Origin of the sequence: Streptomyces sp. NPDC047315 (assembly GCF_040643215.1) — a bacterium.
GTDB lineage: Bacteria > Actinomycetota > Actinomycetes > Streptomycetales > Streptomycetaceae > Streptomyces.
Genome location: NZ_JBEYTZ010000028.1, coordinates 59,063 through 74,314, shown reverse-complemented (window position 1 = coordinate 74,314; position 15,252 = coordinate 59,063). Strand labels below are relative to the sequence as shown.

Genomic DNA, 15,252 nt, shown 5'->3' with positions numbered 1-15,252 from the left:
AGTGGGCTGGTTCTGAGCGGCCTCGATGGGCTTCGGGGCGTAGATCATCTCCCAGATTTCTCCCAGGCCGTGTGGCAGCCGATGCGTCCGTGGTGAAGCAACTGGCATGGTCGACCATTGCCCTCGCATTGGCAGCTCGACGACCCAGCGGGCCAGGGCGTCGAGGCCGTCCGCCCGATCCGCGACGAGATCAAGCAGCGCGTCCTCCTGCTGTGGCGGGAGCGGTTGCTGAATCGGGGACCGCGACGGCCTCGGTCTATCGGAGGCCGTGTGCGGTAGGGCCTCCGGTAGATGTTGGGCCAGTCGGTCTGCGCCCGTGTGCGGGGTGGAAAGTCAGCTACAGCTATCCCATCATCACAGGATGAGCGGACAGACGGACCTGGTGCAGTTGCGAGCCCTGATTGACCATGTGTTCTCTGCGCGGGCTCAGGCCAGCGGTCACCGGGACCTGCCCGCGTTGTGCGATCGGCTCGGCCTGCCGCAGCCACCGCCTCGGGAGGGAAATACCAAGGCCCAGCGGGCCGACGCGAGCCTTGCAGCCTGTCCGGACACCCACCTACCTGCCGTGGCAGAAGCAATCCTGTCCGGGGAGCCATTGACCGCGGTCGAGCGCAATGACCTTCAGGACATGCTGTGGGCCGGCCAACCCCACGTCCCCATCCCCGCCCGCACGCGTCGTGAACTGGCGCAGGACCTCGACCTGAGCGAGCACATCCGCTACGCCGACCGGTTCATGGCGCTCCTGGACTCCGTATGGGTTCTTGAACAGGATGTTTTCGGAGGATGGGTCACTAATCAGCCCAGCTTGCGCAGCGAGATCCAACGGCACGTCATCCGGTTCCCCGACGACTGGAGCACTGAGACCCTCTTTGAGGAGCTGGGGGCGTTCGAGGCACCTCATCCCCGCTTCGGCCGATTCCTCGAGCAGCTTGCCTCGTCCGCATTCCTTCCCGACGAACCGGCCCAGCGCGCCTACGTTGAGATGGCAAATCGGCACCTACAGCCGGTAGGCGCGCAGCTGCGGCACGACGGAGACCAAGACGGCTATCCGCTGTTCAATCTCGTCGGACACGGCCGCGGTACGGCGCGCCGGCCACGCAACCTCATCTTCGCCACCCTGGGCAAACCCGACATCAGGTTCACCAGCGCCCTCGACAACGACATCGAGATCGCCGAGCGTGCTGATCAAGTCCTCGTCTATGACCGGCCCGTCGGGAAGGACGGGCTGCGCTGGCGCGATCTGCGGGCCTGGTGGCAGGAAACCCGCCAGATCCAGCAAGGTGAGGATGCAGGGAAAGCTCTCTACGACCGCATGGAAGCCTGTCTGCCTTCTAACTCGCCGGGCCAGCGGAACCTGTTCTGGCTGTATCACCGCATCCACCGGGACCAGCTGGATGACGCCCCTGCTCTGCTGCCCGAGATATGGATCCACTGGGACCCCAAGAGCGTCCGCGCTCGCGGGGACAACGCCCTGAAGAACCTGCGCATGGACTTCCTGTTGTTGCTGCCCGGCGGCCGGCGCGTAGCCCTGGAAGTCGACGGGCTCCAGCACTACACCCGAAACCAAGGCACCGAGCCGGACAGCAGCCGGTACGCAGCCACCATGGCGGGTGATCGGGACCTGACGCTTCGTGGCTACGAGGTGTTTCGCTTCGGTCACGATGAACTTCGTGACCGCGACCGTGCGCAAGATCTACTCACGAACTTCTTCCAGCAACTACTCAACCGCTCACCGCAGCAGCGCACCTGACATACCGGTGTATCCGCAAGTGAGCCGCTCAGCCAGCATCGGGGGCGAACTCACTCCTACCTGTCAAGGGATCTGGGGGTTCCACAGTCGGCACGAGAAGGCCGTTGTCCTTTGCCATCCAATCGAGGCGTTTGACAGCGAATCTAATCGTGCGAGGTGAGCACGCACCTACGCCCAGGGGTGTTACCTGCGAGCCGGATCGGCGGACTACCGAAGACCTCAAGCCATTTCGTCCGGGATCGTCAGATTGTGAGCAAAGGGAGCGATGGCCGCAGCGGTGAGAGGGGAGGACAAGTACGCTCCGAAGGTGTGGAAGTCGATACGCCCAATAGGAGTGTCGGCGTGCTGGTCAACCGGGAATCGGTCACCGAGCCGACGAGGAATCGCCACCAGGTCACCTGTATCGGCAAGGTTTACCCAGTAGCGGACTCCGGCAGGCCGGGCGCCTCGATCGGCGATCGGCGTGGGTACGAGGTGATCGAAAATCCCACCCGGTAGGCCAAGGGGAGATCCCAAGGTCACGAAGCATTCCACGGTCAGTTCCGGGTGAGCATGGAGGGCCTCGTACGCTGCGACCGAGCCGAGGGAGTGAGCCAGCACCACGCGAGGGCGTACCCGTCGTATCGACTCGGCCACGGTCGAGCGGGCGGCAGCCCGTACCTGCGGTACGTGGAGGTAGCGACGGACCTCGCCCGCCAGCTGGACGGCGAGCCGAATAACCGTCCCGATGGGGAGGTTGCGGCGTTGGGAGACCCAGGACAGGACCTGCCGCATGGGTGCAGTAATCAGTCCCTGCCGTTCCTGGAGGGTGGGTGATCCCAGGGCCAGCGCCCAGGCGATGATCACGGACTGTTCGCGTTCGTCGAGGGCAAGTACATCCGGCGCGCCAGTCTGCCGCTCCGCTGCGTGGGTGTGGTGAGCGTAGTACGCGGCGTGCAGGGCGGGGAGTTGGTGCTCTCCCAGTCCGGCTGCCGTGAACCCCTGCTGAAGCTTGAGCTTCCACTGCCCTGCTAGTTCGGTGGCCGCCTGATCCGGCGAGCGGCCACTTTGGTGGTTGCCGATGCCGTGCACTGCGACGATCGTCACTGCTCTGGCCCTTCCTCTGAATGGCAATGAACGGAGTACGCCGGAAATCGCCAAGGACCCTCGCCGGTCACGCCGTTGACCTTGCTGATCTCGTACCAGTGTGCCTCCAGACGAACGACCTCAAATCCGTCGCGCGTCAGTACGTCGACGAGAGCATCCTGGAGTTCGGCCGTCGTCGCAGTGATGGGGCGGGTGTAGACGAGGCCGTGGGAAGGCGGCAGTCCTCCCTCCCACTCGTCGACAGTGTGCAACTCCCATCCGTCTGCGCGCGCATCACCACAGAGCAGTTCTCCCGGCAACCACGCCAGGACGTGGGTGACGTGGACGGCCGGCCGCGTTGGGCGGGGTGTCGACACCGCTGTGGAGCAGGCCCAGCCGAGGGCCGTGACGTGGCCGGTCTTGCTACCTACCAGCACGCCGCTCTCGTAGGGGACGAGCGTGTGCACTCGATCTGGCACTGGGGCCGGAGGTCCGAGTGGATCGCCGGATTCGGCATCCCAAGCCTGGACCTCCGCCTCGTTGACGGCGGCCACGAGTACCGGCCTGCCGTTCACTTGGCTGACAGTCATCACCTGCGGGCCGGCCACGGAGACAGAGCCCACGAGCCAGGCCGTCACAAGGTCCCAGATCCGCACCTGGTCGTCGTCCGACGATTGCTCGGCTGCGAACAGGCGTCCTCCTTGCATCGCGATCGCTCCGATCCGGTCTAGCGTGATCGATTGCAGCAGCGTGCCGTCAGCCATGGACCAGAGACAGGCCCTGCGTTCGTTGTGGACGCTGATCAGGAGAGATTCGCCGCCGACGTCGCCCGCGACCAGCTCCGTGACCGGTCCGTCCACGCCGGTGAGGACGTGGGAAGGCGACTCCTTGCTCGTGTCCCACACGTGGATATCACCGTCGGCACTGCCGAGCACGGCCCACACCGAATCGCCGTGCGGCACAGCGGCCAGCGCGGTGGCCGGAGCGGGGAGGCGGACCGTCGATTCCAGGGCGTCCTCACGGACATTCCAGGTGTCGAGCTCATTCTCCGTGGTCACTGTGACGACGTAAGACGCATCGCCAGCCGTCACGGTGGCGGCATGGCCAAGCCCGCCCAGGTCGGTCAGTTCGTGCTCCTCGGCGCCGGTGCTCAGGTCCCAAGCCTTGATCTCGCCAGACGCGAGTTCGGCGCTGAGGACGAGTTCCGAGCCGCCGAGCTGGATGGTGCCGAGGATTGTGGCAAGGTGCCAGTGGTTTTGGCCGTGGCCGAATTGCGGGCAAACGTCGAGGTCCCACACCCGCATGTTGCCGTCGCGATGGGCGGTCAGCGCGAGCTGAAAGCGGTCTACATGACGGATGTCTGCGAGGGTCAGCCTGCGGTCTTTGGCCCCCGTGACGACGTGGACGGTCTCACCGTTCCCCCTTACCGCATACATGCTGGGGTGGTAGGCGATGAGGGAGAACAGCGCAGTGCGCGCGTTGGTGGGCTGGATCCGCACCTCCCCGAGCGGTCCCTCCGACGAGATGGTGACGGGCCGCTCGCCCAGATTCCGCAGCACCCTCGGCCCATGTCCCTGAGGCGCGGGGGAAACGCAGTGGAAGGCGAGGGAGCCGTCTGCGGACTCCACGCCGAGCAACGAACCGATGGCGGCGCCCCCGGCTTCGACGGTGTCGAGGATTCTGCCGAACGACTCGCCTAGCAGGCCGACCAGGCTGATCTCGCCGCTGACCCGACCGACTGCAAGAGCCGTTTCGTCGCCGGTGCCGACGACCGCCAGGGCTGAGACCTTCGCGCCGTCGAGGCGTGTGTCGGCGACGAGTACACCCGTGGCGAGGTCGTACAGCAGGAGAGCGTTCTGGTCAGTCACCGAGGCGATGACTGCCCGCTCATCCAGATCCGCGATCGCCATTTGGGTGATGGCGCCCTTGTCTGTCCTCGGAGCCGAGAAGTACTGGACCGCGCTGTCAGGGCTCGGTGTGATGTCCCACGCTTGGAGGGAGCCATCGGTGCCGCCGAACACGGCGAGGAGCCGTCGATCGACGGCTCCCAGGGCGAGGGCTGACACGGTGGCGCCCAACTCATCCTCGCTGATGACGTACAGCAGGGACTCCTCGGGCAAGCCCGTGCTCCAGTGCGTGCGGAGCGGGGTCCGTTCGTCGTGGAGGCGGCGTGCGAGCCCGGCCGCCTGGTAGGTCACGAGGCTCTGCTGAAGCCTGGCACGTCGCGTCTCCAGCGGCATGCGTTGGCCGAAGAGGCTGTTGAGGTCGAAGCGGCCGAATGCCTTCCGGTACGCGACTCCGGCCCGCCGCGCCGTGGGGGTCTTCGCCCTGTGGACGGCCTCCCAGATGCCGGCGTGGTCGGCGCGGACTAGGTACTCCGGGTCTAGGAACAGCTGGTCGACCGCGGATCCGCCCGGAACAGCGACGGCATGCTCCATGAGATGTCGCAGCAGATACGGTGCGGCGAGGTCCCACCGAGGCCCTTCAGCGGCCCACTGCCCGGGGACGGCCGACAATAGCTCGTGAAAGAGCGTGTCGGCGAGCCCGTCGAGTTCGGCCCCGACGTCACGGAAGTGCTCGGTGATCGTCTCGTGGAAGAACCGGTAGAGCTGACGTCCGTCCGAGTCGATGTTCGTCCGTAGATAGAAGCGGGCGGTAGCCAGCTTCTCGCGGGCCTCGCCCGGGGTCAGCGGGCGGAGCTCCTGACCCGCGGCCATGGCGGCAGCGGTGGCCGCTGCGGCCACAAGCTCAAGAGGCATACCCTGACCCCGCGCTTGTGCCAGCCCCACCATCAAGTGCCGCATCCACGGGTCGCCGTCCAGCGTGGTCCGCAGGTGCAGTTCGAGCAGGTGCGGCAGGTTCTGCGGCAGTTGGGCGACCGCCTCCGCGGGATTCAGTGGTCCACCGGTTCGCAGGAAGTCGGCGAAGAGTGCTGCGACGAGGAAGGTGCTGCGATCGGGGCTATGAGCGATCTCGGTAGCGACCGCACGGGCTACGGACTCACGAAGGGCCTGGTCGCTGTAGTCGGGTGCGCTGTACAGGATGTCGGCGATGTAGGTCGTGAGGTCGTCCGCGAGGTCCTCGACATTGGAGGAGGTGTCCAGGTCGAGCACCATCGCGTGGTCACCGGGCACCTCGCGGAACCGGTGGCCGTCCGCCTGCGGCGGGCGCATCCCCACGAGCGCCCGGAAGGCGGGGCGGCCGTCCGAGCGGAGCGTGCGCAGAAGCTCGGGTAGCAGGTTGCCGATGATGCGGCCGCTCTCCAGGGATTCGTCAATGGCATCGAGGACGAGTACCACCGGTTCTGGCAGGTCCTGGGCGATGCGTTTGAGCTCGTCCAGAGCTTGCTCACTGCTAGCGATGGCCAGCTCCGCGCCCTCGGGCATCAGTTGAACCGTGATCGAGGCGACCACCTCGTCCATGTTCCGGTGCCGGGCATGGACGGCGACAAGAGTCGGATACCGACGCTCCGGGCGGTACTGAGCAGGAATGCGACCAACCAGCACGGTGCTCAGCTCCGCGAGCTGGTTGTGCGACAGAAAGACTGTCACCCCCAGCAGCGCCGACTTTCCAGCCCCGGGGCTTCCGGTGACCAGTAACAAGGGTTCGTCGCTTGCCAACCAGGAGCGAATCAGGGCCAGCTCTTGGGTCCGCCCAGTGAACAGGCTCGTCATCGCAGCGGCGTCGTCCAGGCGCCCGGACGCCCGGGTGAGGAAGTGCACTGGGTCCAGACCGGGGTCGAACTCCACCGCCAGTTCCCGAACTGCCAACCGGAGTCGGCTTCGAAGCCGCTGCCAGCCGTCGGTGCTGAACGCCGGATTGGCGAAGAACTCCGGCACCGGCAATGAGGCGGCTCGGCGCGGCGAGTGCATCACGGTCTGCGGATACCCCTCGCCGAGGCGGAGCAGCTCCCGCGCGATCTCGTCCGCGACAGCCTCCACCGGCACGTGGGACAGAGCCGGAGAGATATCCCAGTGCCCCAAGCGGAGCCGCTCCAGCGCCTGGGCTGTGGCCTTGGTGAACCGTGCGTCGAAGGCACTTTCGCCTGCAGTGCTGGCCGCAATTACCCAGGCCCTTCGGTCGCCCTCGGGAACATCCTGGAACAGCTGGTAGTCCGTCGCGGCCCCTGCACCGCAAACATCGAGGAGGAACAGAACGGGAGACTGGTCGGATCCGTGCTCGACCTCGTTCAGCCATCGGCCGATATCGATCGCCGAGTCCGGGAGGTCGGTCGGACGACTGTCGTGCGCGGGCAGATACAAGACCCGGCCACGAGGAATCCCGTGACCTGCAAAGTGAACGATATGCGGCGGGCCCCCCGAATCGTGGCGCAGCTGCCGCCAGCTCTCCTCAATGCTGGCCCGGTCCGCGTCGATCACCGGTTCACCGACGTTCAGTCCGTCGAAACGTGAGAGCGTCACAGCGAGTTCACGTACCCGCGGTTCAACGGACGGCAGCGGAGTCAACCCCTCCGACGTGGGGCTCCACTCGCCATCCGCCCCGTTCTCGAAGGTCCCAACTCCGAGCAGAAGTGCTCGAACCATCATCCCCCCCGTGCCTGTGCGATTCAGTCGCCAGGCTATCGGGATGGAGGCTATTGATCGTGCGGGATTAGGTTCACTGTCAAACGGCTTGCTTGGATGACAAAGGACAGTCGTTCGCCGGGGGCAGACAGAACACCTCGTGAAAGGACTGGTCCGCAGGCCAGGGCCATGCCAACGTACAACGCTCTGCTGGAAGTTCTACCTTGCCCCCTGGGAGCTGCTTCTGCGCCCGCACCACCCCATAGACCCTTCTGCCCCTGTGGCGGGCCCGCCGTCCTGGGTCACTCCGCGCCACTTGGCCGGCGACGACGGTGCTCTCGCCGAGCGGGTCGGCGACATGCTGGCCGGCCTCGGCTGGCGGATGTGGCCCACCGCTCGCAACACCCTTCTCCACGTGAGTCCGAACGGACTGTACGGCGCCGAGTAGATCCTCGCCGCCTACCCCTTCGAGCTGGGTGGACTGCCTGTCGCCTGGCAGTTGAGCGCCCGGCCGCATGCCGACTCCGCGATGGCGGAGTGGAACGCGTACTTCACCACCGACGTCGCCTACGAGGCCCTGACCGATCTCCTCATCCCGCTCGGCACGCGTACGGTTCCGGACATCGGCACCGCCGGGCCCCAGACGGTCCTCAACGCGCTGAGCGCCAAGGGCTGGATTCGCGATCTGGATCGGCCTCAGACCACCGCGACTGACGCCGCGTTCACGTGCAGCGTCTCCTTGGAACTGCTGCCGCCGCTGATTCAGGATGCTGATCCACGGCCTGATCAACTCGGTTGGCAGGCATGGGCTGAGCCGGTACTCGGCGCCCCCTACCTGTGGTGCGCGACCTTCAGCCTCAGCGTCCCCCATGACCTGGTCGCTGCGTTTGCCTCCTCGCTCGCGTCGCCAGCCTCTGTGCCCCGGCACTCCTTGCCCAAGAGCAGCGAGGGCCGTCTCACCGTCGTGCGCAGCGGCTGACGCTCACAGATCCGCATGAGCTTGTGCCGTACCGCGCCGTTCCTGAGCGGTGCGGTACGCCGAGCCTGCTGACAGAGAGGAAAACCCGCATGTTCCGACTACGTGCTCGTGACGACCGTGAGTTCCGTGAAGCCCAGCGCGCTGGCCAGGCGCTCCTGGCATTGCATACCGAATGGCCCCTGCTCGACCCTCCAAGACCGACGGCTGCTCCAGAAGCGGCGGCGCACCCCGATTTCCTGACACCAGACTTCCGGGCGCCGTCGCGGCAGGACGTAGAAGGTTTCATGATGCGCTGGGAGCGGCCCCTCGTCATCGGCGGCGACGTTCACGCGTGCCCGACGTGCGCCGAGTACCGCGACTGGATCGTCCTCTGCATGCGCGATGACTCGGTGTGGCTGCGCTGCAGGGCTGGTCACCAGGTGCGGGAACCGCGTCTCGATGCGGCCTGGTACAACCGCAACTCCGGTCCCGCCGACCGCTTCCATCCCACCCTGGAGGACGGCCTGCGCTACCTCGGGCACTGACGGCCTCAGGCGAACGCGAGGGCCCGGAAGGCGTTGCGGACATCGGTCAAGGGCTGCCGATCGCGGGTGTAGTAGAGCTTGTTCGTCAACAGCACCGCCCATCGGCCTTGTCGGGGCGAGATCCAGATGCCGGTCCCGGTGAAGCCGTAGTGGACCCAGATGTCGTCGGCGGGGTCGCTGCCGGGAGCTGGGTGCCAGAACAGGCCACGTACCGGCTCCAAGCTGCCGGTCTGGATGGTCAGTGACTCCTTGGTCCAAGCGGGACCGAACCCGGCTCGGTCCGGGGCTTTGGCGAGCATGTGGCGCAGGAAGATGCCGAGGTCATCGAGGACGGTGAAGGCGCCGGCGATGCCGCAGACTCCGCCCAGGAGCCGGGCGGAGAAGTCGTGGGCGACGCCCTTGAGGTGCGTGCCGGTGTCCTGGTCGAGTTCGGTTGGCGCGCAGCGCGCGGTGACCTCGGCGGGCAGTGGTCCGAAGCGCGTGTTGTCCATGCCCAGTGGTTGCCAGGTCCGGCGTGTGACCAGCTGGTCGAGCCGCTGTTCGGAGAGGTGCTCGGCCAGGTATCCGAGGATGAGGGCGGCCCGGTCGGTGTACTCGACGGCGTCGCCCGGCGGCCGGTGCAGGGCCTCGTGCAGGACTCCGTCGCGGACGTCTTGGGGGTCGGTGCCGTAGAGGTTCTTGAGCTGGGCTCGCAGCGGTAGACCGGCGGTGTGGGTCAGGAGGTTGCGAGCGGTCACGGCTTCCAGGGGGTGTCCGTCGACCTCGGGCCAGAAGGCGCCGAGCGGGACGTCGAGGTCGAGCTTGCCCTCTTCCCAGAGGGTCCCGATCGAGGCCCAGACGGCGAGGATCTTGGTGAGGCTGGCGGCGTCGAAGACGGTGTTGAGTCGCATCGGCACGTCCGGATCGGCGGGGTCGAGAACTCCGGCGAAGCCTTGGGCGTGGGTGCCATGGGCGTCACCGACAGCCCATACGGCACCTGGATAGACCTTGTCCCGAGCGCCTTCGCTCAGGAGCTGTTCGATGCGGTCGGTGCGGTACGTCATGGTCTCCCTGTTCGCAATCGGTGTCCCGCCGCGTCAGCGTAATGACGCGGGTGGAGCTGGTGGGGCAATGGCGCGTCGAGACCGGGCCATGGCCGTGTTTCAGGTGAGCTGGCGGCCGAGGTCGGCCAGGGTTCTAGCTGTCGCCGAGAGCGGGTAGCGGGCGGCGTTCGCGTAGCCTGCCTGCTGAAGGGCGGGGAACAGGCCCGGTGCGGCTCGGATCCGGTCGAGTTCGCGTGCGAGTGCGGCGGGGTGCGTGAAGTCGGTGGCTACCCCGGACGCGGCGAGGACTTCGTTGAGGCCGGGTACCGGCTGGTGCAAGACGGGCAGGCCGCAGGCTTGGGCCTCCAGCGCGACCAGGCCCATGGCCTCCAGCGTCGTGGAGGGCATGACCAGCAGGTCGTGCTCGGCGAAGGCTTTCCACAGTTGTGGGCGTCGGAGCCAGCCGAGATATCGCGGTCGTACTCCGACCCGTCTGAGTAGCGGGGCCATGGCGTGGAACTGGGCTCTGGGGGCGGCGATGCTCAGCTCGACTCCTGGAAGGGCTGACACGCTGGTGATCAGGTGCCCGACGCCCTTCTCCGCGGTCAGGCGACCGGCGTACAAGAGCCGTAGGTGGCTGGTCGGGGTTCGGGCGGGTCTGAACGGTGGATCGGTGAGCAGATGGTCGGGGATGCCCCAGGGGACGTGGACGATCTTTCGGCGGTCGGTCTGCGGGGCGAGCTTCAGAAGGTGGTCGGCCATCGCCTTGGTGGGCACGACGATGGCGTTGGCCGCCCTCGCGGTCTCGCGGAGCACTTGGAGTTGATCGCGGTGTGCTTCGGCGAAGATCAGGTCGGTGCCGTGGACGAGGGCGATCCTGGGGCGCGATGGCAGGGCCCGGAGCAGTGCGGGGGTGGCGCCGAAGGCGAGGTGCTGCAGGTGCAGGACCTCGATCTGGGCCGGGTCGACCGCGGCCACCAAGGCGCGTCGTAGAGCTGCGACGTAACGTGCGAATGCTGGGCCCTCCAGGCATTTGCCGGGTGCCGTCAGCAGGCCGAGGTTGGGGGGAAGACGAGGACTGACCCCGGCAGGGGCCAGCATGAATGCTCGCGCGGGGATGAGCGGCTGATCTCCGGTGTAGAGGTCGAGGAAGAGCTCGACGCTGCCGCCGGGGCTTCCGGCCGGCAGGTCGAGGAAGGTTGCGGCCACCGGACCCGCTTCCTGGCTTATGGCGGGGTTCACAGTGCTCCTTGAGGGATCTCTTCGTACAGACGGGAGATGTCGATGCCCTTCGTGGCCGCGTACTTGGCGTGCACCTGCTGGTAGCTGGAAGGGGCGCCGAGGGAGGTGAGGAAGACGAGCTTTCCGAAGGTCATTCCCGGATAGACCCGAGTAGGTAGAGCGGCGCGGATCTCCAAGGTCCAGCGGATCGCGTGCCCTTGGTGGCCGAGTGGGGCTGAGACGTGGACCCAGATGCCGAGGGCGCCGATGGTGCGGTTGCCGTTCAGTAGCTGCGCGTACGTTTCCGAGCCGGTCCGCTCCAGCGTGGCACCGAGGTAGAGCACGCCTGGCTTCAGGATCAGGCCGGAGGCGGGAATGGGGTGCTCGGTGAAGGCTGTGGGCGTTGCCGCGTCCAGGTCGTCGGCACAGACGCGGATGGTGTCGCCGAGGCGCCAGTCGTAGGCGTTGGGTGAGAGGCGCGCGGGGTCGTAGGGGGCGATGGTGATCTCGCCCGCGCTGACGGCGGCGGCGATGGCCGGGCCGGTGAGGATCACGAGGCGACCACCGGGATGGGGGCAGCGTCCCGCCAGTAGCCGGAGGGCTGGGGGCCGGCGGCGCCCTGGTACTTGCCGCGGTACAGATCGACGTCGCCGGTCGAGGCGAAGAACATGACCTGCCCGATCTTCATGCCCGCGTAGACCCGTAGCGGTCGGACGGGCGAGAGCATCAAGGTCCACTGGCCGTGGAAGCCGAGATCACCGATCGGGGCGGTGATCTCGACGAACAGGCCGAGGCGTCCGACCGAGGAGCGGCCAAAGAGCAGGGGGACGAAGACGTCCGAGCCGACCTCCTCGACGGTGTGGCCGAGGTACAGCTCGCCGGGCTGGAGGACGTGACCGTCCTTGCCGATCAGGACCGAGCGGGTGGGGTTGGGGCGGTGGGCGTCGATGACCTCGGTGGCGTACGTCAGCAGGGTCGGGCCGAGCCGGACGTTGTAGCTGTTGGGGTTCGTCTGGTCCGGGGCGAAGGGGGTGATGCGCAGGCGGCCGTCGGCCACGGCGGCGTTGATCTCGGGCCCGGTGAGGATCATCGGCGGTCTCCTTCGTCGGGCTCGGCGGATTCGGGCGGCGGTGAGGTCAGGACGTGGTGCACGGCCTGCCCGAGGCGGATGCCCGCTTGGTGGGTTCGTCCGCCGAGGAAGCTGTCGGCGAGGTAGTCGGTGGTCAGCACGGTGCGGATCGCCGGCGGAAGGGGAGCGGGGGCGACGACGAGAGGGCCGACGTCCTCGGCTAGGCGGCTGAGCAGCTCGTCGTGACCCTGGGCGTTTCCCTCGGGGAGGAACGCGTGCACGAGCTGGTTGCCGAACGGCTCGATGGCCAGCAGATCGCCGAGGGAGAGGGCCGTTCCGAGCCGGACGGTACGCAGAGCCGTCTCGTTGAGGACGACCGCGTCGGCTCCGAGGCCGGTGTGCAGACGCCCGGCGATCTCCTCGAGCAGCCGTCGGCGGTCCAGGGACGTGTTGCGGTAAGGCTCGCTCAAGGTGCCGACGGAACCCCTCAACTGCTGGTCGATGCTTGAGATCTCGTCCAACAGCGCGGCGAGGTCGCGTGGGACCTCCGTGACGTCGGGAAAGAGGCAGCTGCGAGCGGCCCAGCCGCCGTCGACCGGCTCTGCGACCGCATACCCCGCGCCGAGTTCGCGTCCCTTGACCACCAGGGTGTCACCGACGCGTGCGGGGCCGAGGACATCGCTGTGGCAGTGCCCGGCGAAGACGACATCGGCGAACGGGCAGGACTCGGCCAGCTTCAGATCCTCCTCGAAGCCGGAGTGGGACAGCACCATCCAGGCGTCGACGCGGTGGTGGTGCTCCAGCATCACCGTGCGCAGGGCCTGAACGGGGTCGCCGACGCGGTGGCCGACGCGCTGGGTGGACGGGATGGCGTTGAACGCCTGCGGGCCGATCAGCGCCGTGACGGCAACCCGTCGTCCGCCGATGTCCAGGACGCGGAGACGGTCGAAGAGCGGCGCACCGCTGCCATCGGTCGCGTTCGCGCACACCGTCATCTGGTGCAGCTGCGGTTCGAAGTAGTGCGGCCAGCCGTGGTTCCCGGGCGCGAGCACGTCGTACAGGGAGGTGAGGGCCGCACGCTCGATGCGCCCCTTGCCGAGGCGGTAGAAGCCGCTGCCCTCGAAGAAGTCCCCGCAGTCCACGATCAGGCTGTCGGACCTGGCGGCGTGGAGGTGGGCGAGTATCGGGGCGGCCGAGCCGAAGGCGGAGTGGACGTCGGTCGTCGCGACGATCTTCCGGAACTGCCGGTTCACGGGATCACCTCGCAGATGTCGGCGCCCAGGGCGTGCAGCTTCACGGGCAGATCGGCATGGCCGCCACGGAGTTGTTCGAGGCCGCCGAGGGTGGTGACGCCGTGAGCGGTGAGTCCGGCGATGAGCAGGGCGGAGCCCGTACGGATGTCGGTGGCCTCCACTCCGGCACCCGTCAGCTGCTGCGGCCCGGCGAATCGGCAGCGCGTGGGCGACAGTTCGTGGATCGTGGCGCCGAGGCGCACGAGCTGGGGCAGCAGGTTGCCGTGGCGGCCGGGGTTGATGTCGTCGGCGAACAGATGGGTGCCGGGAAGGGTGAGGGCCAGGGCCATCAGCGGGGGCTCGAAGTCTGCGTCCAGGCCGCCGGGGGCCAGGGAGGCGGCGGCTCGGAGCGGCAGGCCGGTGGCGCGGGCGTCCTCGGCCTGGACGGTGAGGGAGCCGTCCTCGGCGTCGGCGGGGACGCCGAGTCGGCGCAGTATGGCGACCAGGGGAGCGATGTCGTCGCGGCGCACGCCGAGGATGCGTGCGTTGCCGCCGCTCACCGCGACCGCGCAGGCCAGAGTGCCTGCCTCGATCTTGTCGCCGGGCACCCTCCAGGCAAGGACGTCATCGGACACGGACCGAGGCGGCCGGAGTACGAGGGCGGGCTCGCTGACCTGGCACTCCCACCCCGCGATCTCCAACGCCTCTATGACACGGAGTGCTTCGGGCGACAGGTTCGGTTGCCCCAGACGCAGCGGCTGCCCGGCGACGACCGCGCGCAGGAGAGCGGCGACAGTCGCTCCGCGGGACCGGAAAGGCAGCATGATCGACACCGTCCCGCGCCCGCCCGTGGCCTCCTCCACGAGGTAGCCATGGTCGTCGACGTACGAGCGGTCACCGAAGCGCTCGTACACCTTGAAGTGTTGCTCCATCCCGCGTTGCCCGATGGCGCAACCGCCTGGCCAGGGCAGGCGGGCCCGTCCGTACGCGCCGAGCAGTGCCGGGACCAGGTAGTACGAGGCCCGGATGCGGGCCGCGACCTCGAAACCGGACTCGGGACGTGGTCCGTCGCCCGGCAGGATCACCGTGACGTGGGGATCGCTGAGCGACCGGGTGGCGTGCCAGCCGGCCTGCCGGAGAAGGGCGAGCATCGTCTCGACATCCGTGTTCGCCGGGACGTTGCTCAGGTGCACCGGTCGGCGCATGGCCGCAGCAGCGGCGATCAGGGGCAGGGCCGCGTTCTTCGACCCGTCGACGGTCACAGCCCCGGCGAGCGGGGCGCCTGGCCGTACGGCGACCACTTCCGCGGCGACTGGAGGAATGCGTAAGGCTGTCAACAGTCAACTCCTCTGCTGGGGCATGTGTGTTGTGGCGGGCAGGGTTGCGGGGTCATGTACTCGAACTCGGCCCAGCAGCGCTTACCGGAAGGCAGCGGGTCGCATCCGTGGCGGTCCGCGAGCGCGGCTACGAGGAACAGGCCGCGCCCGCTCTCCGCCTCCGTGTCCGGCAGGCCGACCTCGGGGATCGCGAAGCCGGTGTCGGTCACTGCGATACGCAGAGCCTTGCCGTTCAGTTCGACGCCGGCCGTGATCGGGCCTCCGCGCGCGTGCCGCAGCGCGTTCGTGATCAGCTCGGAGGCCACCACCTCGGCCGAGTTCAGGAGTTCGGGCCCGAGCCCGGCGCCCCACGTCCGCATCTCCTCGGCGATCCGCCGGCGCGCGGACACGGCACCGGCAGGTGTACCGGAGACGGGAACCCGGATGCGGTGCACTTCCATCAGTGGCCTCCTGGATCGGTTCGGCACTCCACGCAACCGCCGTGCGGGCCTCTCGGACCAGGGCATGTGCCGGTGCTGCATCGTTCATGC

11 protein-coding genes and 1 pseudogene are annotated in these 15,252 nt (G+C 67.8%); 3 read left to right on the top strand and 9 right to left on the bottom strand.

The features are described 5' to 3' along the window. Window positions 1–361 precede the first annotated feature (361 nt). Window positions 362–1,750 carry a hypothetical protein gene (locus tag ABZ842_RS28625; protein ID WP_361542795.1) on the top strand — a complete coding sequence of 463 codons (1,389 nt, stop codon included), beginning with the start codon at window positions 362–364 and terminating at the stop codon, window positions 1,748–1,750. Between the two features lie 219 nt (window positions 1,751–1,969). On the opposite strand, the gene ABZ842_RS28620 is transcribed toward ABZ842_RS28625, so the two are convergent. Together ABZ842_RS28620 and ABZ842_RS28615 are read right to left on the bottom strand one after the other, a co-directional pair. Continuing rightward, window positions 1,970–2,836, bottom strand: coding sequence for a serine peptidase (locus tag ABZ842_RS28620; RefSeq protein WP_361542792.1), 867 nt, complete (start codon window positions 2,834–2,836; stop codon window positions 1,970–1,972). Continuing rightward, a complete protein-coding gene (locus ABZ842_RS28615; protein WP_361542789.1) occupies window positions 2,833–7,236 on the bottom strand; it encodes an AAA family ATPase in 4,404 nt (1,467 codons plus the stop codon). Before ABZ842_RS28615 ends, ABZ842_RS28620 begins: the two co-directional genes overlap by 4 nt. Before the next feature lie 460 nt (window positions 7,237–7,696). Here ABZ842_RS28615 and ABZ842_RS28610 point away from each other — a divergent pair. Continuing rightward, window positions 7,697–8,317 (top strand): annotated as a pseudogene (locus tag ABZ842_RS28610) (DUF317 domain-containing protein). Window positions 8,318–8,406: 89 nt separating this feature from the next. Beyond that, window positions 8,407–8,841 (top strand): hypothetical protein, encoded by a 435-nt coding sequence (locus tag ABZ842_RS28605; RefSeq protein WP_361542786.1) that lies wholly within the window; start codon window positions 8,407–8,409, stop codon window positions 8,839–8,841. A 5-nt stretch (window positions 8,842–8,846) separates the two neighbouring features. On the opposite strand, the gene ABZ842_RS28600 is transcribed toward ABZ842_RS28605, so the two are convergent. The 7 genes from ABZ842_RS28600 to ABZ842_RS28570 all read right to left on the bottom strand — a co-directional run bounded on the left by ABZ842_RS28600 (window position 8,847) and on the right by ABZ842_RS28570 (window position 15,162). Then, window positions 8,847–9,884: a serine hydrolase domain-containing protein gene (locus ABZ842_RS28600; protein ID WP_361542783.1), complete on the bottom strand. Its 1,038-nt coding sequence runs from the start codon at window positions 9,882–9,884 to the stop codon at window positions 8,847–8,849. Window positions 9,885–9,983: 99 nt separating this feature from the next. Next, complete coding sequence (locus ABZ842_RS28595) at window positions 9,984–11,072, bottom strand: glycosyltransferase family 4 protein (protein ID WP_361542780.1); 1,089 nt, start codon at window positions 11,070–11,072, stop codon at window positions 9,984–9,986. Between the two features lie 29 nt (window positions 11,073–11,101). Then, window positions 11,102–11,638, bottom strand: coding sequence for a deoxycytidine triphosphate deaminase (locus tag ABZ842_RS28590; RefSeq protein ID WP_361542777.1), 537 nt, complete (start codon window positions 11,636–11,638; stop codon window positions 11,102–11,104). Next, window positions 11,635–12,174, bottom strand: coding sequence for a dCTP deaminase (gene dcd, locus ABZ842_RS28585; RefSeq protein ID WP_361542774.1), 540 nt, complete (start codon window positions 12,172–12,174; stop codon window positions 11,635–11,637). Before dcd ends, ABZ842_RS28590 begins: the two co-directional genes overlap by 4 nt. After that, on the bottom strand, window positions 12,171–13,406 hold the full coding sequence (locus tag ABZ842_RS28580; protein WP_361542771.1) for a metallophosphoesterase: 1,236 nt from the start codon (window positions 13,404–13,406) through the stop codon (window positions 12,171–12,173). Before ABZ842_RS28580 ends, dcd begins: the two co-directional genes overlap by 4 nt. Beyond that, entirely contained in the window at window positions 13,403–14,686 is a 1,284-nt protein-coding gene (locus tag ABZ842_RS28575) for a UDP-N-acetylglucosamine 1-carboxyvinyltransferase (protein ID WP_361542915.1), read from the bottom strand. The genes ABZ842_RS28580 and ABZ842_RS28575 overlap by 4 nt, the downstream gene beginning before the upstream one ends. A gap of 32 nt (window positions 14,687–14,718) precedes the next feature. Beyond that, on the bottom strand, window positions 14,719–15,162 hold the full coding sequence (locus ABZ842_RS28570; protein WP_361542768.1) for an ATP-binding protein: 444 nt from the start codon (window positions 15,160–15,162) through the stop codon (window positions 14,719–14,721). Window positions 15,163–15,252 lie beyond the last annotated feature (90 nt).